This is a genomic window from Bradyrhizobium sp. AZCC 1693, from assembly GCF_036924745.1.
GTDB lineage: Bacteria > Pseudomonadota > Alphaproteobacteria > Rhizobiales > Xanthobacteraceae > Bradyrhizobium.
On record NZ_JAZHSD010000001.1, the window covers coordinates 5,289,538 to 5,311,256 of the forward strand.

Here is a 21,719-nt window from a genome sequence, read left to right on the forward strand (position 1 = left end):
ACCGAGAGCGGGGAGCCCGACGGCATCGCCGACGGGCAGACGAGCAACGCAACGCAGCAAAGTAAGCATTTTCAATGCGGTTCGGCTACCGTTTTGTGCGGCACGGTTAATTCCAAGGCATGGACGCTGCTATGGAAACCCTCACGCGGATCAATTTGAATGCGCCGCAGAAGGAATTTGGGCCTTGGCCGATTGACATGGGTCAACGGGGTTAACAGGATAAGGTGAGAGACAGGCACGCCATCCGGCCCGCCCGCCGTCCAAGAAACCTCAACCTCAGGAGATGTCCATGTCAGACGATGTCGTCATCGTCAGCGCCGCCCGCACCCCGGTCGGCAGTTTCAACGGCGCGTTCGCCACCATGCCTGCCCATGACCTCGGCGCCGTCGCCATCAAGGCCGCGCTGGAGCGGGCCGGCATTGAGCCTGGCCGCGTCTCCGAAGTCATTATGGGCCAGATCCTGACCGCGGCCCAGGGCCAGAACCCGGCCCGCCAGGCTTCGATCGCTGCCGGTATCCCGGTGGAAAGCCCGGCCTGGGGCGTCAACCAGCTCTGTGGTTCCGGCCTGCGCACGGTGGCGCTGGGCTACCAGGCGCTGCTCAACGGCGATTCCGAAATCGTGGTCGCCGGCGGCCAGGAATCCATGAGCATGGCCCCGCACGCGCAATATCTGCGCGGCGGCGTCAAGATGGGCGGCCTCGAGCTGGTCGACACCATGATCAAGGACGGCCTCTGGGATGCTTTCAACGGCTATCACATGGGCAACACCGCCGAGAACGTCGCCCGCCAATACCAGATCACCCGCGCCCAGCAGGACGAGTTCGCCGTTGCCTCGCAGAACAAGGCCGAGGCCGCGCAGAAGGCCGGCAAGTTCACGGACGAGATCGTGCCCGTCACCATCAAGACCCGCAAGGGCGACATCATCGTCAGCGCCGACGAGTATCCACGTCACGGCGCGACGCTCGATTCGATGGCCAAGCTGAAGCCCGCCTTCGAGAAGGACGGCACCGTCACCGCCGGCAGCGCGTCGGGCATCAATGACGGCGCCGCGGCGGTGGTGCTGATGACCGCCAAGCAGGCCGCCAAGGAAGGCAAGAAGGTGCTCGGCCGCATCGTCTCGTGGGGCCAGGCCGGCGTTGACCCGAAGATCATGGGCACCGGGCCGATCCCGGCGTCCCGCGCCGCACTGAAGAAGGCCGGCTGGAACATCGGCGACCTCGATCTGGTCGAGGCCAACGAGGCGTTCGCGGCGCAGGCCTGCGCGGTCAACAAGGACCTTGGCTGGGATACCGGCAAGGTCAACGTCAATGGCGGCGCGATCGCGATCGGTCACCCGGTCGGCGCGTCGGGCGCGCGCGTGCTGGTCACGCTCTTGCACGAGATGCAGAAGCGCGACGCCAAGAAGGGCCTCGCCACGCTGTGCATCGGCGGCGGCATGGGCATCGCGATGTGCATTGCACGCGACTGAACTAAAGGCAGAGTGACTGGTTGAATGATGAAAAGATCATCTCGCAACCGCGGCTCGAATTGGTAAAGATGAAATGCCCGGTCTCGTGCCGGGCATTTTCATCTTACGCAAGCGTTTTCAAGAACGCTTCAAACCTAAAAGATTGAGTTTCGTCAAAAGACCGGGACAATTCCGGCGTATCAAGAAGGCCACCAAGGAGGACTACGACATGGCGCGTGTTGCATTGGTAACTGGGGGTACGAGGGGCATTGGCGCTGCAATCAGCAAGGCGCTGAAAGCGGCCGGCTACAAGGTTGCGGCGAGCTATGCCGGCAATGACGCCGCGGCCGAGAAATTCAAATCCGAGACCGGCATCCCCGTCTACAAATGGGACGTCAGCTCGTTCGACGCCTGCGCCGAAGGCATCAAGAAGGTCGAGGCCGATGTCGGTCCGGTCGACGTGCTCGTCAACAATGCCGGCATCACCAAGGACGGCGCCTTCCACAAGATGACACTCGACCAGTGGAACGCGGTCATCAACACCAATCTCGGCTCGCTGTTCAACATGACACGCCCGGTGATCGAAGGCATGCGCGCCCGCAAGTTCGGCCGCATCATCAATATCTCCTCGATCAACGGCCAGAAGGGCCAGTTCGGCCAGGTCAACTATTCCGCCGCCAAGGCCGGCGACATCGGTTTCACCAAGGCGCTCGCGCTGGAGAACGCCAAGGGCGGCGTTACCGTGAACGCGATCTGCCCCGGCTACATCAACACCGAGATGGTGCAGGCGGTGCCAAAGGAAGTGCTGGAGAAGAGCATCCTGCCGCTGATCCCGGTCAACCGTCTCGGCGAGCCCGAGGAAATCGCCCGCGCCGTGGTGTTCCTCGCCGCCGACGAGGCCGGAGGAATCACCGGCTCGACGATGACGATCAACGGCGGGCAGTACATGGTGTGATGACCGCCGCGTCATTGCGTGAAGCCGTTGCGTGCAGCAGCGGCCAGTAAAAAAAGTCGTCATGCCCGGGCAGAAGCGCGTCTTCGCGCTAGATGTCCCGGGCATCCACGTCTCTAAAACCCATCCAGCGAAAAGGACGTGGATGGCCGGGACGAGCCCGGCCATGACGGAAAGTTTGACTCATGACTCCCCGTACCGCCACGCTGATTGGACTGACCGCGATTCTGATGTGGTCGCTGCTGTCGGTGTTGACGGTCGCGACCGGAAAAATTCCGGCGTTCCAGCTCGCCGCGATGACATTTGCGATCGGCGCTCTGGTCGCCTTTGCGAGCTTTCTGTTCCGGCCCTCCGCCTTCAATGCGCTGAAGCAGCCCCTTGTGGCTTGGGTCGTCGGCGTCGGTGGCTTGTTCGGCTATCACGCGCTGTATTTCCTCGCGCTGCGTTTTGCGCCGCCGGCCGAAGCGGGCCTGTTGAACTATCTCTGGCCGCTCCTGATCGTGCTGTTCTCCTCGCTGCTGCCGGGCGAGCGGCTGGCGCCCCATCACATTGTCGGTGCGTTACTCGGGCTTGCCGGCACCGTGTTGCTGTTCGCCGGCAATGGCGCGAGCTTTGCGCCCGGCCAGATACCGGGACTTGCCGCAGCCTTCGTCGCCGCCTTTGTGTGGGCGGCCTATTCGGTGATGTCGCGCAAGCTGAAAGCGGTGCCAACGGATGCGGTGGCGGGCTTTTGCCTCGCGACTGCGGTGCTGGCCGCGCTGGTCCATGGCATGGTCGAGACCACGGTGTGGCCGGAGACGATGGGGCAGTGGCTTGCCATCATCGCGCTCGGCGTCGGTCCGGTGGGCGCCGCGTTCTTTGTCTGGGACATCGGCATGAAGCGCGGCGACATCCGCGTGCTGGGCGCCGCGTCCTACGCGACGCCGTTACTCTCGACTGCGTTTCTGATCCTCGCCGGCTTTGCGCAGCCGACCGCGACGATTGCCATCGCCGCGGTGCTGATCGCCGGCGGGGGATTGATTGCGGCGAAAGATATGGTGTGGAGGAAGAATCCGTAGGATGGGCAAAGCGAAGCGTGCCCATCATTCAAAGTTGCCCGCATAGATAGATGGTGGGCACGCGGCGCTTTGCCCACCCTTCTGTAACGGGCCTCGATTAGTCAATCCCTTTGCGTTGTCCGCCCGCCGGGGTCTCGCTTCTGTACGGGGTCGGCGCAGGGCCGCCACCTGATGGGGTTGGAAGAGGATAGGTCGACCAATCTACGTTGAGCGTGCTCACGAGGCGACCTGGTGGGCAACGGCCTGACCTGATCCATCGTCCCGGCGAAGGGACTTCGCTTCGAGAAGGCCTGGTGTCGTGACCCGCCCGAAAACTGCTGTTTCTCCCTGTTAGGCTGCCGCCGCAGCGGCGTTGAAGGGTGTTCCGTCGGCGAGCATGCGGTGCATGATCACCGCGAGCCGGCGCGCCAGCGCCACCTTGGCTTTGCTCATGCCGGCGCGCTTTTTGATCCGCATGGCCCAGCTCTTCAATTGCGAACAGCCCTTGAGCGGCTTGGTCAGCATGACGTTGGCAGCCTCATAGAGCGCCGTGCGCACCGAGGCGTCACCGATCTTGCTGATCCGGCCGGTGTAGTCGGTCTCACCGGATTGATGCTTCTTCGGGGTCAACCCGAAATGGGCTCCTGCCTGCTTCGACGATTTGAACCGGGTCGGATCGTCGATTGCGCTGGCATAGGTCAGCGCCACGATCGGGCCGACCGCCGGGACTGACGTCAGCAGCCGTGCCTGCGTATCGGACCGCACCATCCTGCGGGTTTGCTTCTCGAAAGCTGCGAACTCGGTCCGCAGCACCGCTCGCACCGCCAGCAGCGCCTTGGCGATCATTTGCAGGTGCGGATGGCCGTCCACGAGTTCCTCGATCCGTCCCGCGAAAGTCTGCCCGGTCGTCTTGCCAACCTTGAGGCCAAAACCGCGCAGGATCCCGCGCAGGCTGTTCTCGACGTCGAGAAGCTTCGATTGCACCAGCTTGCGGGCGGTCAACAGCGATCGGGTCTCTTGCGCACTGATCGATTTGCAGTGCACCGGTCGGAACCAGCCCAGCCGCATCAGTTGCGCAATCCCGCGTGCATCGTTGCGATCCGACTTGACCGGCATCGCCTCGAACGCCTTCCGCACGTGCCGCGTCTCCAGCCGCTCAACGGCGAGGCCGGCCGCCTTCATCCCCGCAAACAGCCATTGCGACAAGGGCCCGGCTTCCAGCCCGATCCGCTCAAACTCAAAGCCAGACTGCCGGAACCAGGCGATCAGCGCCTCCGGCTCGCTGGCCACCCTGGCCTCGCGCAAAATCTTGCCGCTTGCGTCAACAACACACACGCTCGAGCATTCCAATGACACGTCGATTCCGGCATAGTGGTTCATGGTCGTCTCTCCTCGATGCTTGGAGCGAGGCTCATCCCTCTGACTCCGTAACACCATCAATGTGAGGGCCGGGGCCCGTTACCCCATCTACGAAATCACGTCGGCTCCCAACCCTTTGGCGCCAGTTCGAATTTCGCAAACTCGAATCCCGGAGCAACCGTGCACCCAACCAGCGTCCAGTCGCCGTTGCTCTCGGCGGCCTGCCAGGCATGCGGCGGGACGATCACCTGCGGCGCTTCGCCGGCTGCGAGATCCGCGCCGAGCTTCACACTGCGTTGGCCTTTGTCGTCGGCAATGCGCAGGGTCAGCGCGCTGCCCGCATAGTAATGCCAGATTTCCACGGCATCGACGCGATGCCAGTGCGAGCGTTCGCCGCGGGCCAGCAGGAAATAGATCGCGGTCGATCGTGAACGTCCATCGGCATCCACGTTGTTGTCGCGAAACGTTTCGCGATAATGGCCGCCTTCCGGATGTGGCTTCAGGTCCAGCCGCGCGATGATGGCGGCGGCTTCTTTCGGCAGCGCCATCAGGACTTGTTCTTGCGTTCGCGCAATTCGCCGAATACCTCGGCCGCGCCGGCGCCCTTCATGTGCAGTTTCGCCGCCACTGACGGTTCGTCAGCGCGCAGGAACACGTTGGCTTTCTTTTCCTCACCCAAGAGCACCGGGATCGTCGGCTTGTTCTCGGCGCGCAGCCGCGTCACTTCTTCCGCGCGTGCCTTCAACGCCGGATTATCGCCATCGACGGTGAGCGCGAACTTGACGTTCGACGCCGTATACTCATGGCCGCAATAGAGTTTGAAATCGTCAGGCAGGGCGCGGAGTTTCAGCAGCGAATCCCACATCATGGGATAGGTGCCCTCGAACACCCGGCCGCAGCCGATCGAGAACAGCGTGTCGGCGGCAAACACCGCCTTTTCGGTATCGAACACGTAGGAGATATGATCGAGCGTATGGCCGGGCGTTTCCAGCACCCGCGCCAGCAGGCTGCCCACCTTGATCACGTCGCCATGGGCCGCGCGCAGGTCGACATTGGCGATCTTGGTGGACTTGTCGTTGGGGGCAACGACCCGGCAATCATATTTCTGCTTCAGCTCGGCGACGCCGCCGATATGATCGTGATGGTGGTGGGTGACGAGAATATCCGTCAGCGTCCAGCCCTCGCGCTCCAGCGCCTTGATGATCGGGGCGGCTTCCGGCGCGTCGATCGATGCGGTGGCCTTGGTTGCGGGATCGTGGATCAAATAGCCGAAATTGTCGTTGAGGCAGGTGAAGGTGCGAATTTCCGCGGCCATGATAGCTCCGTGGTTAAGGCTTTCGGCCCCACTAATTCTCCAGAAATATGGCGTTAACGCTTGCGCGGCAATGCCATTTTCGGCACGCCGCAATGAAACACGGTGTGGTAGATTGCGCCCATGACCATCGACGTCATCGACCTCCGCGATTTCTATTCGCAGCGCCTCGGCATCGTGGCGCGGCAACTGATCAACCGTGGCATCCGGGCGCGCTGGCCGGACGCGAAGGGTCAGCGCGTGCTCGGGCTCGGCTACCCGACGCCCTATCTCGGCCTGTTTCGGGAGGATTCCGAACGCTGCCTCGCCTTCATGCCGGCGGCGCAAGGCGTCTTGAAATGGCCGACGGCGCGGCCCGCGCTGGCGACCCTGATCGATGAATTTTCGATGCCGCTGCCGGACGCCGCGGTGGACCGCATCCTGCTGGTCCACGCGCTGGAAATGTCCGACGATCCGGAGCGCCTGCTGCGCGAGGTGTGGCGGGTGCTGGCGCCGTCCGGCCGGCTGATCGCCGTGATCCCGAACCGGCGCGGCGTATGGACGCGCACCGACAACACGCCGTTCGGTCACGGCCGGCCCTATTCGCGCGCGCAGATCACGCAATTGCTGCGGCAGACCTGGTTCACGCCGGCGGCGTGGGGCGAGGCGCTGTTCCTGCCGCCGGTCGGCAACAGCTGGTTTCTGCGCTCGGCGATGGCGTGGGAGCGCGTTGGAGCAGCACTGTCGCTGCCGTTCGCCGGCGTGCATATTGTGGAAGCGACCAAGCAGGTCTATCGCGCGATCCCCGCGGGCCGCGAACGCACGCGGTTGATTCCATCGCTGGAGCCGGTGCTGGTGCCGTCGTCGACGGCGACAAGGGACAAGGCGTAAGTCTCAGTGGTCGTCCCTGCGAAAGCACATAGGCGCTAAGGTAGTTGGATCATTGTTTGATACGTGCGTTTTCTTGGGGGTTCGCGAAGATGGCGCTGGAGCGCCGACTTTGACCGGCGCAGGCAGGCGATTGTGGGCTGTGGGATAATCGCCTGAAGCAGCGAGGCGACGAGATTCTGAAGCAGACGCCAAGCGCCAGGCGGCGTCAGGCGGCTTCGGCCAAGCGGGGAGAGACCTCGAGTTCGTCGATGAACGGCTCGAGCAGCAGAATGGCCAATAGATGAGCCAGAACGTGGGGTCTGGCGGAGCCTTCATCGGTTCCTGGCGGTCCCTTCAGGCCGATCAGACTCTTCAATCGTTTGAAGCCGAGTTCGATCCGCCATCGAAGGCGATATAGGGCCAGGACATCGGCGGTTGCGAAGTCCTTGGGCTTGAGTGAGGTGATCAGGATCACCCATTCGGCGGCCTCGAGCGTTTGCTTCGAGAGTTGGTGACCGCCTCGCTGTGCGTCGCGGCGCGCCTTGCGTCGCGCGTCGGCAGCCGCCTGCACCGGCTTCTTGATGGCGACCAGACGCAAGGCGAGAGGTGCGCCGCGCTTGCGTTTTACCCAGATCGGCCGATCGATCAGCCCGCGGACTGCCGCCTTGCGCAACGCGGCGAGGAGATCGAACACCTCACCTTCGGCATCGAGCCAGCGCGCGCTCTTCCAGCCGGCCCGGATCACGAGGTCCGCTCCGGCTTCGAGCAGGGTCGCCATGCGGTCCGGTTGCAAATAGGCGCGATCGGCAAGGCGGATCTCTCCAGCCACCGCCGGTATCCGGTCGAGCGTCTCGCCCGCCCGCTGATCGGTCAGTTCGAAGTGGCCAAAGCGTTCCTGCGGCAGATCGAACGCGCTGTGGATGCGCCACACCTTGTTCTTCTTCCTGGCCTCCGATCCTTTCTTCGGCACCGAAGTGGCATCGATGATGCGGATCATTCGTCCCCGGCTCGCTGACGGGGCAGTGGCCGCAAGTACCTGACCCACCAGCATTGCGAACCAGTCCCCGCACTGACGCAGTCGATATAGCAGAGCCACGTTGGAAATATCGACAAGACCTACCGATGTCGCCCATGCAACGGTCGAGCGCAATCCGCGCTCGCCCAGACAGTAAGCCAAGATCAATCTCAGCAAATCCACCGCATTGGTGATCTCACGCGGACGCAAAAACGCTCTCGTCTTACGCGCCGTAACTTCAAGCGTTTCCACCCCGCCAAGCCGGGCGACAACGTTCGCCCAGTCCTCATTCACCAGTGATTCGTGCCTCATGACACGCTGGAATCACAAACGATTCCGACCCGCAACACTATTTTAGCGCCGATGTGCGAAAGCAGGGACCCATAGCCACAGGCGGTATTTATTTGGAAGATCGTCGACCTACGTGCCTCAAATGAAGGCCGCGGCGTATGGGTCCCCGCGCCCCGTGCGCAATTGCGCACTAGGCGGGGACGACGATATAGCGAGTGTTGCCGCTACCTACTCATTCCCCGGATTGAAATCTTCGCCCGGGGGGGCAGGCGCGGCCATGTTGTCGGGGCGCGGGCCATGCGGCCGGCGGCGCCGGCGCGGGAAACGCTCGCCGCCACGACCCTCTTCATATCCGCCGGGTGCGCCATTCACCTGCGGCTGCGGGCCGGTGATGAATGAGGGCAGCCGATCGACCCCGCCGCCGGTATCGGCAATTACCGGCTGCGGCTGGGGTTGCGGCTGATATTGCGGCTGCGGCCGGTGCTCGCGTTCGCGATCGCGATGGTGCTCGCGCGGCTGCTGGTCGCGCTGGTAGGGCTGGCCTTCGCCGCGCTGCTCACGCGGATTGTTGTCGCGGATGTAGGGTTGCGGCTGCTGCGGGACGAAGCCCGGCTCCTGGCCGAAATGCGAGAAGCTCTCGCCCTCGTCGTCGCCGTCTTCCGTCGCCGGCATTTCGGCGTCGACGCGCGGCTGCGGCTGGTTCTGCCGGAACTGCTCCTGGGCGGCGGCGATCAGGCGGAAGTAATGTTCGGCGTGCTGGTAGTAATTCTCGGCCGCGACCGGGTCGCCGGAAGAACGCGCGTCACGCGCCAGCTGAACGTATTTTTCGGCGACGTGCGAGGCGGTGCCGCGGATCTTGATATCGGGTCCGTTCGATTCGAACACCCGGGTCATCGGGTTTTGACCACGCCGGTTATTGTTGTTGTTATTGTTATTATTATTCCGGTTACGCATCCGCTTGTTGTTCTGACCGTTTCTCATGTCTCGCCTTTTATTCCAGCCCTGAAGTTATGCAGTTGGAAGTTATGCAGTTGCCGTCGTAGCCTGGATCCGATCCGGCGCGCTCAGGCGCACCGAATCACGATGCCGTTCAGATTCATGCCGTCGATTTCGCCAACCATCGCGTTCCGCAAAGACGCGTTCCCCAACCGGCGGGTACATTCGCCTGCCGGACCAAATCATTCAGCCTGCCAAAACCAGCCCACTCGTCTTGCGTGACGGCTTCGCGTGACCAGCTGTTGCGTAAGTCTTCAAGCGCAATATCAGGCTTTCGTTCGCTTTGCGGTCGAGAGCAGCACAGCTCCAGCTATTGCGCTCGATTCGACCTGCGTTTTGGAACCTTTCACCCGGCGGGCTCTCGTTTCGAGAACTCTGGCCTCACCCGTACGATCTTACGGGGCCAGCAACCCTGGACCGATGTTGTGGGCGGAACGTAGTCGCTCCCGGGGAATATTCCAAGGGGTTTTTTTGCGTTTCAAAAGGACTTTATCGGGCCATTTTGTGGCCCGCGACGGCCCTCGAAATGCCCGCCAGGTCGGCTTTGGGAGCGGCCACAGGCATTAACCCTGCGGCCGTCATCAAAGCCTGGATCCGGGCGCTTTGACCCTCCCCGGCCTCCACAACAAGGGCTGCGCCCGGGGCGAGGAGGCCAGCCGCCTGGGGGATCAGCGCGCGGTAGGCGTCCAGCCCGTCGGCGCCGCCATCGAGCGCGGCCGGCGGATCGTGATCCCGCACCTCTGCCGCCAGACCACCGATATCAGCCGTACGGATGTAGGGCGGGTTCGAGACTATCAGACCGAACGGACCGGTTAGTCCGCTGGCATAATCGCAGGCGACGAACGTCGCGCGCTCCGAGAGGCCAGCGCGTGCCGCGTTGACCGAGGCGGTATGCAGGGCGGCTTCGGAAATGTCGGTCCCGAATCCTTGCGCGGCCGGCAATTCGGATAACAGCGCGAGCAGGATTGCGCCGGAGCCGGTGCCGAGATCGGCGATGCGCAGCGGGCGATCGAGGCTTCCGCTGGCGCGCAACAGTTCCAGCGCCAGTTCGACCACCGTCTCGGTATCGGGCCGCGGCACCAGCGTCGCGGACGAGAGTTGTAACGGCAGACCCCAAAACTCCTTCTCGCCGATGATGCGGGCCACCGGTTCTCCCGCGAGACGACGGCGGGCGAATTCTTCGAGGCGAGCCGATTGATCCGGTGTGAGCAGGCGCTGCGCGGCCGATATCAGGCCGGTCAGGTCGAGGCCAAGCGCATGGCCTGTCAGAATCCGGGCGTCGAGTTCGGCGGATTCGACGGCGGCGGTTTTGAGTTGTGCGGTCAGCAAACGCCGTGCCGCGTCGACGGTTTGTCCGGCGAAGGAGTTCATGCAGCGTCCTCGCCCAAATCCCTCCACGCGTCGTCCCTGCGAACGCAGGGACCCATACCGCGTGATCCATCAATAGGGCAGAACAGCAAACGCCTTTCGCAAAAAATCGGCCGGTGGCTATGTTGGGTCCCTGCGTTCGCAGGGACGACAGCGGGTTTGCCGCTCACGCTGCCGCGCCTTGGGCTGCGAGCTGGGCGGCCTGGTGCTCGGTCGTCAGCGCGTCGGTCAATTCACCCAGTGCTTCGCCAGAAATCACCTGCGGCAATTTGTAGAGCGTCAGGTTGATGCGGTGGTCGGTGACGCGGCCCTGCGGGAAATTATAGGTGCGGATGCGCTCGCTTCGGTCGCCGGAGCCGACCTTCTCCTTGCGATCCGCGGAGCGCGCCGCATCGACGCGCTGACGTTCGGCGTCATAGACGCGCGAGCGCAGGATGTTCATCGCGGAGGCGCGGTTCTTGTGCTGCGAGCGGCTGTCCTGCATCATGACCACGATGCCGGTCGGGATGTGGGTGATGCGGATCGCGGATTCGGTCTTGTTGACGTGCTGGCCGCCGGCGCCCTGCGCGCGCATGGTTTCGATCCGCAAATCCTCGTTCTTGATGTCGACGTCGACATCTTCCACTTCGGGCAGCACCGCGACGGTGGCGGCAGAGGTGTGAATGCGCCCCTGCGTTTCGGTGTCGGGCACGCGCTGGACGCGGTGCACGCCGGATTCGAATTTCAGCTTGGCGAACGCGCCGCGGCCCTGCACTTCGGCGATGATTTCCTTGTAGCCGCCCATGGTGCCTTCGGAGGCCGAGATCACCTCGACCTTCCAGCCCTGTAAGGCAGCAAACCGCTCATACATCCGGAACAGGTCGCCGGCGAATAGCGAGGCTTCGTCACCGCCGGTGCCGGCGCGGATTTCCAGCATCACGTTGCGGTCGTCCATGGCGTCCTTGGGCAATAGCGCCACGCGAATCTTCTGCTCCAGTTCGGCCACGCGCGCCCGCAGCGTTTCGAGCTCGGCTTCGGCCATGCTGCGCATTTCGGGATCGGTGGCGGAATCCGCCAACAGCGATTCGGCGCCCGCAATCTCGGCCCGTGCCGTGCGATAGGCCTTTACCGCGTCGATCAGCGGATTGAGTTCGGCAAGCTCGCGCGTGATCTGGACGTATTTTTCGGAATTCACCTGCCCCAGCAGCTCGGCTTCCAGCGAAGCGTGGTGGGCGAGCAGGATATCGAGTTTGGCTTCGGGTAGCATGGCGTTGTTCTCAAGGACGGAAAGGGAAGGTGGCGTTGTCGGGGCCGAGCCTCGCTACAACGACAGCCCCTCGGCTTCCGCGAATTCCGTCAGCTTCTGCCGGATCGAGACGCTGCCGGCCGGCGCGTCGAGCAGCGGCATCATGACAGCCTCGGCCTTCCTGGCGTCGAGGTCGAGGATCATCGCCTTCACCGGGCCGTGGCCGGTGGCCGAGAGCGACAGCGAGCGGTAGCCGAGCGCAATCAGCGCGAGCGCGCCGAGCGGCTTGGAGGCCATCTCGCCGCACAGGGAGGCCGTCTTCTTCGCCGCCTGCGCCTTGCGCACGATGTCGCGCAACGCACGCATGATCGGCGCCGACATGGTGTCGAAGCGATCGGAAACCTTGGCGTTGCCGCGGTCGACCGCGAACATGAACTGGAACAGGTCGTTCGACCCGACCGAAACGAAATCGACCTTCTTCAGGAGTTCGTCGAGCTGATAGAGCAGCGCAGGCACTTCCACCATGGTGCCGACGTCGATCCGTTCCGGCAGCGGATGGCCGTGCTGGCGCAGGTAGGTCAGTTCGCGCTCGACGATCGCCTTGGCCTGGTCGAATTCGGCGACCTCGGAAATCATCGGGAACATGATCTTCAGCGCGCGGCCGCCGCCGGCCCGCAGCAGCGCGCGGATCTGGCCGCGCAATAGTCCCGGCCGGTCCAGCCCGAGCCGGATCGCCCGCCAGCCGAGCGCGGGATTTTCCTCAATCACGGTCTCCATATAAGGCAGCGCCTTGTCGCCGCCGATATCGAGAGTGCGGAAGGTCACGGGCTTGGAGCCGGCGGCGTCCAGCACCGTGCGATAGAGCGCCAACTGGTCCGAGCTGCGCGGCAGGCTCTGGCCAACCATGAACTGCAACTCGGTGCGGAACAGCCCGATGCCGGCGCTGCCAGTGTCGTCGATATGCGGCAGGTCGATCACGAGGCCCGCATTGATCAGCAGCTCGACCTTTTGGCCGTCCTTGGTCACGCAGGGCAGGTCGCGCAGCGCGGCATATTGCGCCTGGCGGCGGGCGCGGAACCGCACCCGCTCCGCATAGGCCGATTCGATCTCGGCCGAGGGGCGGATATAGATCGAGCCCGAGGTGCCGTCGACGATGATGGCGTCGCCGGGATCGGCGATGCCGGGCGCGTTCGGCACTTCGCCGACCGCGGGAATGCCGAGCGCGCGCGCCACGATCGAGACGTGGGAATTTGCGGTGCCTTCCTCCAGCACCAGGCCGCGCAGCCGCTTGCGGTCGTAGTCGAGCAGCGCCGCCGGCCCCATCGCACGCGCGATCAGGATGGCGTTCTCGGGAAGTAGCTCGCGCGACGGCGCATGATCCTGCCCCACCAATTGCCGCATCAGACGATGGCCGAGGTCTTCCAGATCGTGCAGGCGGTCGCGCAAATAGGGATCGGTCGAGCGCAGCATGCGCGCGCGGGTGTCGGACTGCACGCGCTCGACGGCGGCCTCCGCAGTGAGGCCGGTGGCGACCGCCTCGTGCAATTTGTGCGACCAGCCGTGGTCGTTGGCGAACATCCGGTAGGCTTCCAGCACCTCGCGATGCTCGCCGCCATCGGCGACGTCGCCGCGCTCCAGCATGCGGTCAAGATCGGCGCGCAGCTTGGTCAGCGCCGCGTCGAGCTTCTTGAGTTCCTTCGGCAGGTCTTCGGCGATGTAGTTGGTGATGACGACGCGCGGCTCGTGCAGCACGACATGGCCGAGCGCGATGCCGTCGGAGAGGATCGCTCCCGTTTTGTGCAGGGAATGCCGTGCCGCCGGTTCCGCGCCGGGCTGCGCCAGCGCGGCCAACTCGCCCGAGGCGATCATTTCCGCCAGCACCATGGCGGTGGTCTGCAGCGCCTCGACCTCTTCCTCGACATAGGTGCGCTTGGCGCGGTTCTGGACCACCAGCACGCCGAGCGTATTGCCGGCCCGCAGAATCGGCACGCCGAGGAACGAATGGTAGATTTCTTCGCCGGTTTCAGGGCGGAACGAGAACGCCGGGTGGCTTTGCGCGTCCGAGAGGTTGAGCGGGCTCGCCTCGCTGGCGACCAGGCCGACCAGGCCCTCATGCGCGTTCAGCACCGTTCGGTGCACCGCGTCGCGGTTCAGGCCTTCGGTGGCGTAAAGTTCGAGCGTGTTATCGATGCGCAGCACGTAACAGGAGCAGACCTCGGCCACCATGTTGGCCGCGATCAGCACCACGATCTTGTCCAGGCGTTCCTGGGCCGAGACCTTCTCCGCCATGGTTTCGCGGAGCCGTCTCAGCAAGACGCGGGGGCCTCCCGACGTGCTCCGCATGTGCTGGTATCCTCCCCCGCGAATCCAGCCCACCGGGTGGCCGGCGGCTGGCGTGAAACGCACGAAAAACTACAATCTTATTCATTCGGCACGGCCGCAGGCACCTGATCCCGGCCGAATCGGGATCGCCAAAACCGTGGCGCAGTTTGCGGCAACCCACCTCACAGGCCGTATAGCCAATCGAGGCTTGCTTTGCCAAGCAAAACGCCTGCCAGAAGCAATAACGTGTGTGTCAGCGCCGATGCTGCGCCAGCGAAGCGCATGATCTGCCAAAACGCAGCCGTTTGGCGATCAGACCATGCGCTAAATTTGAGAGAAAATCGTTCTAAGCCTGATCGAGCCCGTAAAGCGTGTGCAGCGTGCGCACCGCAAGTTCGGTGTAGGCGGCGTCGATCAGCACCGAAAACTTGATCTCGGAGGTGGTAATGGCGCGGATGTTGATATTGCGCTCGGACAACGCCTTGAACGCCTTTGCCGCGACGCCGGCATGGCTGCGCATGCCGCTGCCGATCACCGAGACCTTCGACACGTCGGTGGCGCTGTCGAGCCGGGCGTAGCCGATCTTGGCCTTCGAGGAGGTGATGGTGTCGCGGGCGCGGTTATAGTCGGAGGCCGGAACGGTGAAGGTAAGGTCGGTGGTCTTGCCGTCCTCGGAGACGTTCTGGACGATCATGTCGACGTTGATATTGGCGTCCGCCAGCGGCCCGAAGATCGCGGCGGCAACGCCGGGCTTGTCTTCGATCTGGCGCAGCGAAATCTGGGCTTCGTCCTTGGAGAAGGCGATGCCGGTGACGACGTGGCTTTCCATGATTTCCTCCTCGCTGCAGATCAGCGTGCCCGGCGGCGTGCCGTGCGGGTCGATATCCTCGGGCTTGTCGAAGCTGGAACGGACGAACACGGGCATGTTGTGCACCATGCCGAGTTCCACCGAGCGCACCTGCAGGACCTTGGCGCCCAGCGAGGCCAGTTCCAGCATGTCCTCGAAGGCGATCTTGTCGAGCCGCCGCGCCTTGGGAACCACCCGCGGATCGGTGGTGTAGACGCCGTCCACGTCGGTATAGATGTCGCAGCGGTCGGCGCGGATCGCGGCCGCAATGGCCACCGCCGAGGTGTCCGAGCCGCCGCGCCCGAGCGTGGTGATTCGGCTGGTCTGCGGATTGATGCCCTGAAAGCCGGAAATGACGGCGACTTCCTTGCGATCCTTGAAGCGGGCACTGATTTCGGTGCCGTCGATCCCGAGAATTCGCGCCGAGGCGTGGGCGTCGGAGGTCAGAATCGGGATCTGCCAGCCCTGCCAGGAGCGGGCCTGGATGCCCATGCCTTGCAGCACGATCGCGAGCAGGCCCGAGGTCACCTGTTCGCCGGATGCCACCACGGCGTCATATTCCCGCGCATCATGCAGCGGCGAGGCGTCGCGGCACCATTCCACCAGTTCGTTGGTCTTGCCGGCCATGGCCGACACCACGACGGCGACATCGTGTCCGGCGTCGACTTCGCGCTTGACGTGACGCGCGACGTTGCGGATTCGATCGATATTGGCGACGGACGTACCGCCGAATTTCATCACGAGGCGGCCCATGACGACGCGTGCATTCCCTGTGAGGATAAGTAAGGTGACCCGCACGGAAAGTGGAGCGCCCGGGCCGAAAGCGGCGTATACATAGCGGCGCGGTCCGGGGCAAGCACCCTGGGTTCCGTTTTCGGCTCAAAATGGCGCAAATTCTTGTAGTAGCGGGTTAATTCAGGGCGAGCGTATGGGGCGTTACATCGATGAAATCCTGCAGCCCGGCGAGAGGGTGCTGTATTCGACCAACGCACACTGGATGTTCTACCTGCCGGCCATCGCGGCCTGGATCGTGGCGATCGTTTTCCTGGTGCTGTCGCGCATGGTTGGCGCCGACGTCCTGATGCTGGTCTGCCTGGCGTTCGCCGTTGTCGTCGCGCTTGCCGCCCTGTACTGGTCAGCGACCGCCTGGTTCCACCGCTGGACCACCGAGACCGACGTCACCAACATGCGGATCGTCCACAAGACCGGTTTCATCAAGCGGCGGACCTTCGAGATGAGTCTCGACAAGGTCGAGAGCGTGGATGTCAACCAGAGCATCCTCGGCCGCATCATGAACTACGGCGACGTCACGATCATGGGCGTCGGCGAGGGCAAGGAAACCATTTCCACCATTGCGTCGCCGCTGGCGTTTCGCAATGCCATCACGACACGACCGGCCGGCACCTAAACCATGGTCATGCAGCAAAATTCCTCCGCCAGCTTTTCCTCCAGCACGGTGGACCCGGCCGAGGTCGCGAAGTTTTCAAGATTGTCGGACGAGTGGTGGGACCCCAAGGGCAAGATGGCCCCGCTGCACAAGATCAATCCGCTGCGGCTCGCCTATATCCGCGACGCCGCCTGCCGCAAGTTCGATCGCAACGCCAGGAGCCTGAGTTGCCTGTCGGGCCTGCGCATCCTCGATATCGGTTGCGGCGCCGGTCTGTTGTGCGAGCCGTTCACGCGACTGGGCGCCCAGGTGATCGGGGTCGATCCGTCGGCGACCAACATCGCCGCCGCGCGGCTGCATGCCGACAAGGGACATCTCTCGATCGACTATCGCTGCACCACCGTCGAGGCGATGGACGTGCGCGAGCGTTTCGACATGGTGCTGGCGATGGAGGTGATCGAGCACGTCACCGATGTCGGCGCGTTCCTCTCCCGCTGTGCGGCAATGGTCAAGCCGGGCGGGCTGATGGTGGTCTCGACGCTGAACCGCAACTGGAAGAGTTTTGCGCTCGCGATCGTCGGCGCGGAATATGTGCTGCGCTGGCTGCCGCGCGGTACCCATCAGTGGGACAAGTTCGTCACGCCCGACGAACTCGCCCGGCATCTCGCCAACAACAAGCTTACCATCACCGAACAGGCCGGCGTGGTCTATAACCCGCTCGCCGACCGCTGGAGCATATCGTCCGACATGGACGTGAACTACATGGTGGTGGCCGAGGGGGCGTGAGTTGATGGCGCGCTAGCCCCATCGCCGGTGTCGTCCCTGCGAACGCAGGGACCCATACTCCGCGGCGCCAATTGGGTTACGAGACGTCTGGCATTCGTTCTCACATGAGAGAGCACGGCGTATGGGTCCCTGCGAACGCACTAGGGCATCTACACATCTTCCTGAGTCTTCTCAACGAGTTGGCCGTAAACTGCGGAGAATCTGCTCATCTACGCTGAGATGCGCCCACGGATTCCGGCTCCCGCATAGCAGCTAAGTCCTTGATGATGAGTCCGTTTCCAGCCTTGAAGAGATGTGTAGATGCCCTAGTGCGTTCGCAGGGACGACGGCGAGTTTGTGGCGCACACGCAATCCTGTCATGACGCCGCGTCCGGTTGACCGAACCTCTCCCACCCGGCACGCTGCGGCAGCTTTCCCGCCGGTATCCCCCATGCTCTCCGTCGCCACGCTCTGGATTCCCTTCACCATCATTGCTGCGCTGGGTCAGGTCGCCCGCAATGCGATGCAGCGGTCGTTGACGGGGCCGCTCGGGACCTGGGGCGCGACCAATATCCGCTTTCTGTTCGGCTTTCCGTTCTCGATCATCTTTTTTGCGGTTGTCATCGCTGTAACCGGCGACGGCGTGCCGTGGCCGACAGCCGCCTTCTGGCCGTGGCTGCTGCTCGGCGCGCTCAGCCAGATCGTCGGCACCGGCATGATGCTGCTGGCGATGAACGACCGGTCGTTCGTGGTGACGACGGCCTATCTGAAGACCGAGGCGATCCAGACCGCGATCTTCGGATTCATCTTTCTCAGCGACCATTTGACCGTGCTGAAGGTGATCGCGATCCTGATCGCCACTGCCGGCGTCGTCATCGCCGCGCTGCGCCCTGGCTCCGAGAAAGGCTTTGCGGATTTGAAGCCGACATTGCTGGGCCTCGCGGCTGCGGCGGCATTCGCGCTGTCGGCGGTCGGCTTTCGCGGCGCGGTCATCGTCGTGCCCGGCGTCTCCTTCGTCACCGCGGCGTCGTATACGCTGGTGTTCGGCCTGTTCGTGCAGACACTGGTGTTGACGATTTATCTGCTCGTGCGCGCGCCCGACGTGCTGATGAAGATTTTCGGACTATGGCGGCCCTCGATGCTCGCGGGCTTCATGGGCGCATTCGCCTCGCAATTCTGGTTCCTGGCGCTCGCGCTGACGGTGGCCGCGAATGTGCGAACGCTGGCGCTGGTAGAGGTGCTGTTTGCGCAGGCCGTGGCGTACTATTCGTTCAAGCAGCCATTGTCGGCGCGTGAACTGATCGGCATCGTGCTGATTGTGGCGGGCGTCGCGCTGCTGGTGGCGGCTTGATAGGGGAATCGTAGATGGGGTAACGGGCCCCGGCCCGCCTTCCAAGCAAGCCGCGCTTGCTACGGCGCTGTTGGGTAGCGCGCTTCGCGCGGCTTGCTTGGAAGGCGGGCGGTCGTCCCTCACATTGATGGTGTTACGGAGTCAGAGGGATGAGCCTCGCTCCAAGCATCGAGGAGAGACGACCATGAACCACTATGCCGGAATCGACGTGTCATTGGAATGCTCGAGCGTGTGTGTTGTTGACGCAAGCGGCAAGATTTTGCGCGAGGCCAGGGTGGCCAGCGAGCCGGAGGCGCTGATCGCCTGGTTCCGGCAGTCTGGCTTTGAGTTTGAGCGGATCGGGCTGGAAGCCGGGCCCTTGTCGCAATGGCTGTTTGCGGGGATGAAGGCGGCCGGCCTCGCCGTTGAGCTGCTCGAGACGCGGCACGTGCGGAAGGCGTTCGAGGCGATGCCGGTCAAGTCGGATCGCAACGATGCACGCGGGATTGCGCAACTGATGCGGCTGGGCTGGTTCCGGCCGGTGCACTGCAAATCGATCAGTGCGCAAGAGACCCGATCGCTGTTGACCGCCCGCAAGCTGGTGCAATCGAAGCTTCTCGACGTCGAGAACAGCCTGCGCGGGATCCTGCGCGGTTTTGGCCTCAAGGTTGGCAAGACGACCGGGCAGACTTTCGCGGGACGGATCGAGGAACTCGTGGACGGCCATCCGCACCTGCAAATGATCGCCAAGGCGCTGCTGGCGGTGCGAGCGGTGCTGCGGACCGAGTTCGCAGCTTTCGAGAAGCAAACCCGCAGGATGGTGCGGTCCGATACGCAGGCACGGCTGCTGACGTCAGTCCCGGCGGTCGGCCCGATCGTGGCGCTGACCTATGCCAGCGCAATCGACGATCCGACCCGGTTCAAATCGTCGAAGCAGGCAGGAGCCCATTTCGGGTTGACCCCGAAGAAGCATCAATCCGGTGAGACCGACTACACCGGCCGGATCAGCAAGATCGGTGACGCCTCGGTGCGCACGGCGCTCTATGAGGCTGCCAACGTCATGCTGACCAAGCCGCTCAAGGGCTGTTCGCAATTGAAGAGCTGGGCCATGCGGATCAAAAAGCGCGCCGGCATGAGCAAAGCCAAGGTGGCGTTGGCGCGCCGGCTCGCGGTGATCATGCACCGCATGCTCGCCGACGGAACACCCTTCAACGCCGCTGCGGCGGCAGCCTAACAGGGAGAAACAGCAGTTTTCGGGCGGGTCACGACACCAGGCCTTCTCGAAGCGAAGTCCCTTCGCCGGGACGATGGATCAGGTCAGGCCGTTGCCCACCAGGTCGCCTCGTGAGCACGCTCAACGTAGATTGGTCGACCTATCCTCTTCCAACCCCATCAGGTGGCGGCCCTGCGCCGACCCCGTACAGAAGCGAGACCCCGGCGGGCGGACAACGCAAAGGGATTGACTAATCGAGGCCCGTTACAGAAGGGTGGGCAAAGGCGCGTTTGCGCCGTGCCCACCATCTTAGTCACCGGCAATCATTGTGAAATGGTGGGCACGCTTTCCGCTTTGCCCACCCTACGGAATCGGCGCGTCAATTCCGATCGTCGGGCAACACCGGGAGCGGGGAGACCTCGACGCCTTCGTCGATCAGCGCGCGCGCCTCGTCCGGCGAGGCCTCGCCGTAGATCGGGCGATGTTCGATATCGCCGTAATGCATCTTGCGCGCTTCGCTGGGGAAGCGTTCGCCGACATTGTCGGCATTCTTCACGATGTGATCGCGCAGTTCCTTGAGCTTGGCGCGCAGTTCGCGCTCCTGCGCCATCAACAGCGGCGTCGATTCGGACGGCGCCGTCACTTCCGCAGGCGCGGCCGGCGCTGGCGCAGCGGCCTCGCGGCCCTTCTTGGTCACGATCTGCGGAGCCATGATGGCGCGCTCGACCTTCACCGAGCCGCAGTTGGGGCAGCTCACCAGCTTGCGCTTTTCCTGGCTCTCATAGGCCGCAGAGCTTTGAAACCAGCTTTCGAAAGCATGGCCCTTCTCGCAGCGAAGGTTGTAGCGGATCATGCCGAGCCCCGGACGAGATGCAGATGCTCGGGGCCTGCCTTGGGATCGGCAATGCCGAAGCGCCTGCCGTGCTGCAGCGACGGCACGCTCCTGCGGGCCGCCTCGACCTTCGAAGTGTCGATCTCGGCAAGGAAAACGCCGGGCTCGACGCCGCCCTCGGCGAGAATTTCGCCCCAGGGTGCGATGATCAGCGAATGGCCGTAGGTCTCGCGCTTGTTCTCATGCATGCCGGCCTGCGCCGCGGCGAACACGAAGCAGCCATTCTCGATCGCGCGGGCGCGCAGCAGCGTGTGCCAATGCGCCTCGCCGGTCTTTCTGGTGAATGCCGACGGCACCGTGAGGAACGACGCGCCGGCCTCGGCAAGCGCACGATACAGCGCTGGGAAGCGCACGTCGTAGCAGATCGTCAGCCCGATGCGGCCCCACGGCAGGTCCGAGATCACGGCCGTCTCGCCCGGCTGGTAATTGGCGGACTCGCGATAGCTCTCGCCGCCGGGCAGATCGATATCGAACATATGGATCTTGTCGTAGCTGGCGAGCAAATTGCCGTCGGGCCCGATCAGGAACGAGCGGTTGGCGGCGCGCTCCGGCGAATAGCGCAGCGCCAGCGATCCGATATGGAGATGGATCTTCAATTCCGCCGCCAGTGCACGATAGCCCTTCAGCGACAGATCGTCTTCTTCCGATGCCAGATGCTCGAACAGCGCCTTGCGGTTCAGTTGCATCATGTTGCTCACCTCGGGCGTGAGCACGTAGTCCGCGCCTTGCGCCGCGGCCTCGCGGATCAGCCTGGTGCCCTGCTCGAGGCTCGGCTCGGGCAACAGCCCGGTGCGCATCTGCACCATGGCGGCGGTAAAGGTCGAGCCAGCGCTCATGAGGAGGCCTTTTCTCCCGCCAGCAGGCCATCGAGCCTGCCCGCGCGGTCCAGCGCGTAAAGCTCGTCACAGCCGCCGACATGGGTGATGCCGATGAATATCTGGGGAAAGGTCGAGCCGTGGCCGGCGCGATCGTACATCTGCTCGCGATAGGCCGGATCGGTCGCCACGTTCAATTCGGTGAACGCGGCATTCTTGCGCGTCAGCAGCGATTTGGCAGCGGTGCAATAGCCGCAGCCCGGGCGGGTGTAGATTTCAATGGCAGTCATGGCGCGC

At 63.8% G+C, this 21,719-nt stretch carries 20 protein-coding genes; 8 read left to right on the forward strand and 12 right to left on the reverse strand.

What is annotated here, in order from left to right:
* Positions 1–289 precede the first annotated feature (289 nt).
* The 3 genes from V1293_RS25195 (at position 290) to yddG (ending at position 3,457) form a co-directional block, all read left to right on the forward strand.
* A complete protein-coding gene (locus tag V1293_RS25195; RefSeq protein ID WP_334513143.1) occupies positions 290–1,468 on the forward strand; it encodes an acetyl-CoA C-acetyltransferase in 1,179 nt (392 codons plus the stop codon).
* Positions 1,469–1,676: 208 nt separating this feature from the next.
* Positions 1,677–2,402: an acetoacetyl-CoA reductase gene (gene phbB, locus V1293_RS25200; RefSeq protein WP_334513144.1), complete on the forward strand. Its 726-nt coding sequence runs from the start codon at positions 1,677–1,679 to the stop codon at positions 2,400–2,402.
* A gap of 182 nt (positions 2,403–2,584) precedes the next feature.
* Positions 2,585–3,457, forward strand: coding sequence for an aromatic amino acid exporter YddG (yddG, locus tag V1293_RS25205; RefSeq protein WP_334513145.1), 873 nt, complete (start codon positions 2,585–2,587; stop codon positions 3,455–3,457).
* 330 nt (positions 3,458–3,787) lie between these two features.
* Here yddG and V1293_RS25210 read toward each other — a convergent pair whose 3' ends face one another.
* The 3 genes from V1293_RS25210 to gloB form a co-directional block, all read right to left on the reverse strand.
* Entirely contained in the window at positions 3,788–4,816 is a 1,029-nt protein-coding gene (locus tag V1293_RS25210; protein WP_334513146.1) for an IS110 family transposase, read from the reverse strand.
* 95 nt (positions 4,817–4,911) lie between these two features.
* Positions 4,912–5,343, reverse strand: coding sequence for a cupin domain-containing protein (locus V1293_RS25215; protein WP_442894280.1), 432 nt, complete (start codon positions 5,341–5,343; stop codon positions 4,912–4,914).
* Entirely contained in the window at positions 5,343–6,110 is a 768-nt protein-coding gene (gene gloB / locus V1293_RS25220; RefSeq protein ID WP_334513147.1) for a hydroxyacylglutathione hydrolase, read from the reverse strand. Before gloB ends, V1293_RS25215 begins: the two co-directional genes overlap by 1 nt.
* A 120-nt stretch (positions 6,111–6,230) precedes the next feature.
* Between gloB and V1293_RS25225 the strand changes: the two genes are divergently transcribed.
* A complete protein-coding gene (locus V1293_RS25225) occupies positions 6,231–6,977 on the forward strand; it encodes a methyltransferase domain-containing protein (protein WP_334513149.1) in 747 nt (248 codons plus the stop codon).
* Positions 6,978–7,182: 205 nt separating this feature from the next.
* Here the strand turns inward: V1293_RS25225 and V1293_RS25230 are convergent, their stop codons facing one another.
* The 6 genes from V1293_RS25230 to V1293_RS25255 all read right to left on the reverse strand — a co-directional run bounded on the left by V1293_RS25230 (position 7,183) and on the right by V1293_RS25255 (position 15,773).
* The gene (locus tag V1293_RS25230) at positions 7,183–8,133 is read right to left on the reverse strand and encodes a transposase (protein WP_334507587.1); all 951 of its coding nucleotides are present in this window, start codon (positions 8,131–8,133) and stop codon (positions 7,183–7,185) included.
* Between the two features lie 357 nt (positions 8,134–8,490).
* On the reverse strand, positions 8,491–9,243 hold the full coding sequence (locus V1293_RS25235) for a DUF4167 domain-containing protein (protein WP_334513152.1): 753 nt from the start codon (positions 9,241–9,243) through the stop codon (positions 8,491–8,493).
* A gap of 504 nt (positions 9,244–9,747) precedes the next feature.
* Entirely contained in the window at positions 9,748–10,629 is an 882-nt protein-coding gene (gene prmC / locus V1293_RS25240; protein WP_334513153.1) for a peptide chain release factor N(5)-glutamine methyltransferase, read from the reverse strand.
* Between the two features lie 163 nt (positions 10,630–10,792).
* Positions 10,793–11,872 (reverse strand): peptide chain release factor 1, encoded by a 1,080-nt coding sequence (gene prfA, locus V1293_RS25245; protein ID WP_334513155.1) that lies wholly within the window; start codon positions 11,870–11,872, stop codon positions 10,793–10,795.
* A 54-nt stretch (positions 11,873–11,926) separates the two neighbouring features.
* A complete protein-coding gene (gene ptsP / locus V1293_RS25250) occupies positions 11,927–14,194 on the reverse strand; it encodes a phosphoenolpyruvate--protein phosphotransferase (RefSeq protein ID WP_334513157.1) in 2,268 nt (755 codons plus the stop codon).
* Between the two features lie 325 nt (positions 14,195–14,519).
* Positions 14,520–15,773: an aspartate kinase gene (locus V1293_RS25255; RefSeq protein ID WP_334513158.1), complete on the reverse strand. Its 1,254-nt coding sequence runs from the start codon at positions 15,771–15,773 to the stop codon at positions 14,520–14,522.
* Between the two features lie 175 nt (positions 15,774–15,948).
* Here V1293_RS25255 and V1293_RS25260 point away from each other — a divergent pair, with 175 nt between their 5' ends.
* From V1293_RS25260 to V1293_RS25275, 4 genes are all read left to right on the forward strand, one after another.
* The gene (locus tag V1293_RS25260; protein ID WP_334513159.1) at positions 15,949–16,428 is read left to right on the forward strand and encodes a PH domain-containing protein; all 480 of its coding nucleotides are present in this window, start codon (positions 15,949–15,951) and stop codon (positions 16,426–16,428) included.
* Between the two features lie 3 nt (positions 16,429–16,431).
* Positions 16,432–17,193 (forward strand): bifunctional 2-polyprenyl-6-hydroxyphenol methylase/3-demethylubiquinol 3-O-methyltransferase UbiG, encoded by a 762-nt coding sequence (gene ubiG / locus V1293_RS25265; protein ID WP_334513160.1) that lies wholly within the window; start codon positions 16,432–16,434, stop codon positions 17,191–17,193.
* A gap of 430 nt (positions 17,194–17,623) precedes the next feature.
* The gene (locus V1293_RS25270; protein WP_334513161.1) at positions 17,624–18,523 is read left to right on the forward strand and encodes a DMT family transporter; all 900 of its coding nucleotides are present in this window, start codon (positions 17,624–17,626) and stop codon (positions 18,521–18,523) included.
* Between the two features lie 184 nt (positions 18,524–18,707).
* Positions 18,708–19,736, forward strand: a complete 1,029-nt coding sequence (locus tag V1293_RS25275) for an IS110 family transposase (RefSeq protein WP_334506067.1) — start codon at positions 18,708–18,710, stop codon at positions 19,734–19,736.
* Positions 19,737–20,094: 358 nt separating this feature from the next.
* Here V1293_RS25275 and V1293_RS25280 read toward each other — a convergent pair whose 3' ends face one another.
* Genes V1293_RS25280 through grxC form a run of 3 tightly spaced genes read right to left on the reverse strand, consistent with a single transcriptional unit; the run spans position 20,095 to position 21,712 of the window.
* The gene (locus tag V1293_RS25280) at positions 20,095–20,568 is read right to left on the reverse strand and encodes a DUF1178 family protein (protein WP_334513163.1); all 474 of its coding nucleotides are present in this window, start codon (positions 20,566–20,568) and stop codon (positions 20,095–20,097) included.
* Positions 20,565–21,443, reverse strand: a complete 879-nt coding sequence (locus V1293_RS25285; protein WP_334513165.1) for a carbon-nitrogen hydrolase family protein — start codon at positions 21,441–21,443, stop codon at positions 20,565–20,567. The genes V1293_RS25280 and V1293_RS25285 overlap by 4 nt, the downstream gene beginning before the upstream one ends.
* Positions 21,440–21,712, reverse strand: coding sequence for a glutaredoxin 3 (gene grxC / locus V1293_RS25290; RefSeq protein WP_334513167.1), 273 nt, complete (start codon positions 21,710–21,712; stop codon positions 21,440–21,442). Before grxC ends, V1293_RS25285 begins: the two co-directional genes overlap by 4 nt.
* Positions 21,713–21,719: the final 7 nt, after the last annotated feature.

Excerpts from the sequence above, each read along its gene's own strand:
- V1293_RS25195 (WP_334513143.1), top strand. The coding sequence starts at position 290 with ATGTCAGACGATGTCGTCATCGTCAGCGCCGCCCGCACCCCGGTCGGC.
- phbB (WP_334513144.1), top strand. The coding sequence starts at position 1,677 with ATGGCGCGTGTTGCATTGGTAACTGGGGGTACGAGGGGCATTGGCGCT.
- yddG (WP_334513145.1), top strand. The coding sequence starts at position 2,585 with ATGACTCCCCGTACCGCCACGCTGATTGGACTGACCGCGATTCTGATG.
- V1293_RS25210 (WP_334513146.1), bottom strand. The coding sequence starts at position 4,816 with ATGAACCACTATGCCGGAATCGACGTGTCATTGGAATGCTCGAGCGTG.
- V1293_RS25215 (WP_442894280.1), bottom strand. The coding sequence starts at position 5,343 with ATGGCGCTGCCGAAAGAAGCCGCCGCCATCATCGCGCGGCTGGACCTG.
- gloB (WP_334513147.1), bottom strand. The coding sequence starts at position 6,110 with ATGGCCGCGGAAATTCGCACCTTCACCTGCCTCAACGACAATTTCGGC.
- V1293_RS25225 (WP_334513149.1), top strand. The coding sequence starts at position 6,231 with ATGACCATCGACGTCATCGACCTCCGCGATTTCTATTCGCAGCGCCTC.
- V1293_RS25235 (WP_334513152.1), bottom strand. The coding sequence starts at position 9,243 with ATGAGAAACGGTCAGAACAACAAGCGGATGCGTAACCGGAATAATAAT.
- prmC (WP_334513153.1), bottom strand. The coding sequence starts at position 10,629 with ATGAACTCCTTCGCCGGACAAACCGTCGACGCGGCACGGCGTTTGCTG.
- prfA (WP_334513155.1), bottom strand. The coding sequence starts at position 11,872 with ATGCTACCCGAAGCCAAACTCGATATCCTGCTCGCCCACCACGCTTCG.
- ptsP (WP_334513157.1), bottom strand. The coding sequence starts at position 14,194 with ATGCGGAGCACGTCGGGAGGCCCCCGCGTCTTGCTGAGACGGCTCCGC.
- V1293_RS25255 (WP_334513158.1), bottom strand. The coding sequence starts at position 15,773 with ATGGGCCGCCTCGTGATGAAATTCGGCGGTACGTCCGTCGCCAATATC.
- V1293_RS25260 (WP_334513159.1), top strand. The coding sequence starts at position 15,949 with ATGGGGCGTTACATCGATGAAATCCTGCAGCCCGGCGAGAGGGTGCTG.
- ubiG (WP_334513160.1), top strand. The coding sequence starts at position 16,432 with ATGGTCATGCAGCAAAATTCCTCCGCCAGCTTTTCCTCCAGCACGGTG.
- V1293_RS25270 (WP_334513161.1), top strand. The coding sequence starts at position 17,624 with ATGCTCTCCGTCGCCACGCTCTGGATTCCCTTCACCATCATTGCTGCG.
- V1293_RS25275 (WP_334506067.1), top strand. The coding sequence starts at position 18,708 with ATGAACCACTATGCCGGAATCGACGTGTCATTGGAATGCTCGAGCGTG.
- V1293_RS25280 (WP_334513163.1), bottom strand. The coding sequence starts at position 20,568 with ATGATCCGCTACAACCTTCGCTGCGAGAAGGGCCATGCTTTCGAAAGC.
- V1293_RS25285 (WP_334513165.1), bottom strand. The coding sequence starts at position 21,443 with ATGAGCGCTGGCTCGACCTTTACCGCCGCCATGGTGCAGATGCGCACC.
- grxC (WP_334513167.1), bottom strand. The coding sequence starts at position 21,712 with ATGACTGCCATTGAAATCTACACCCGCCCGGGCTGCGGCTATTGCACC.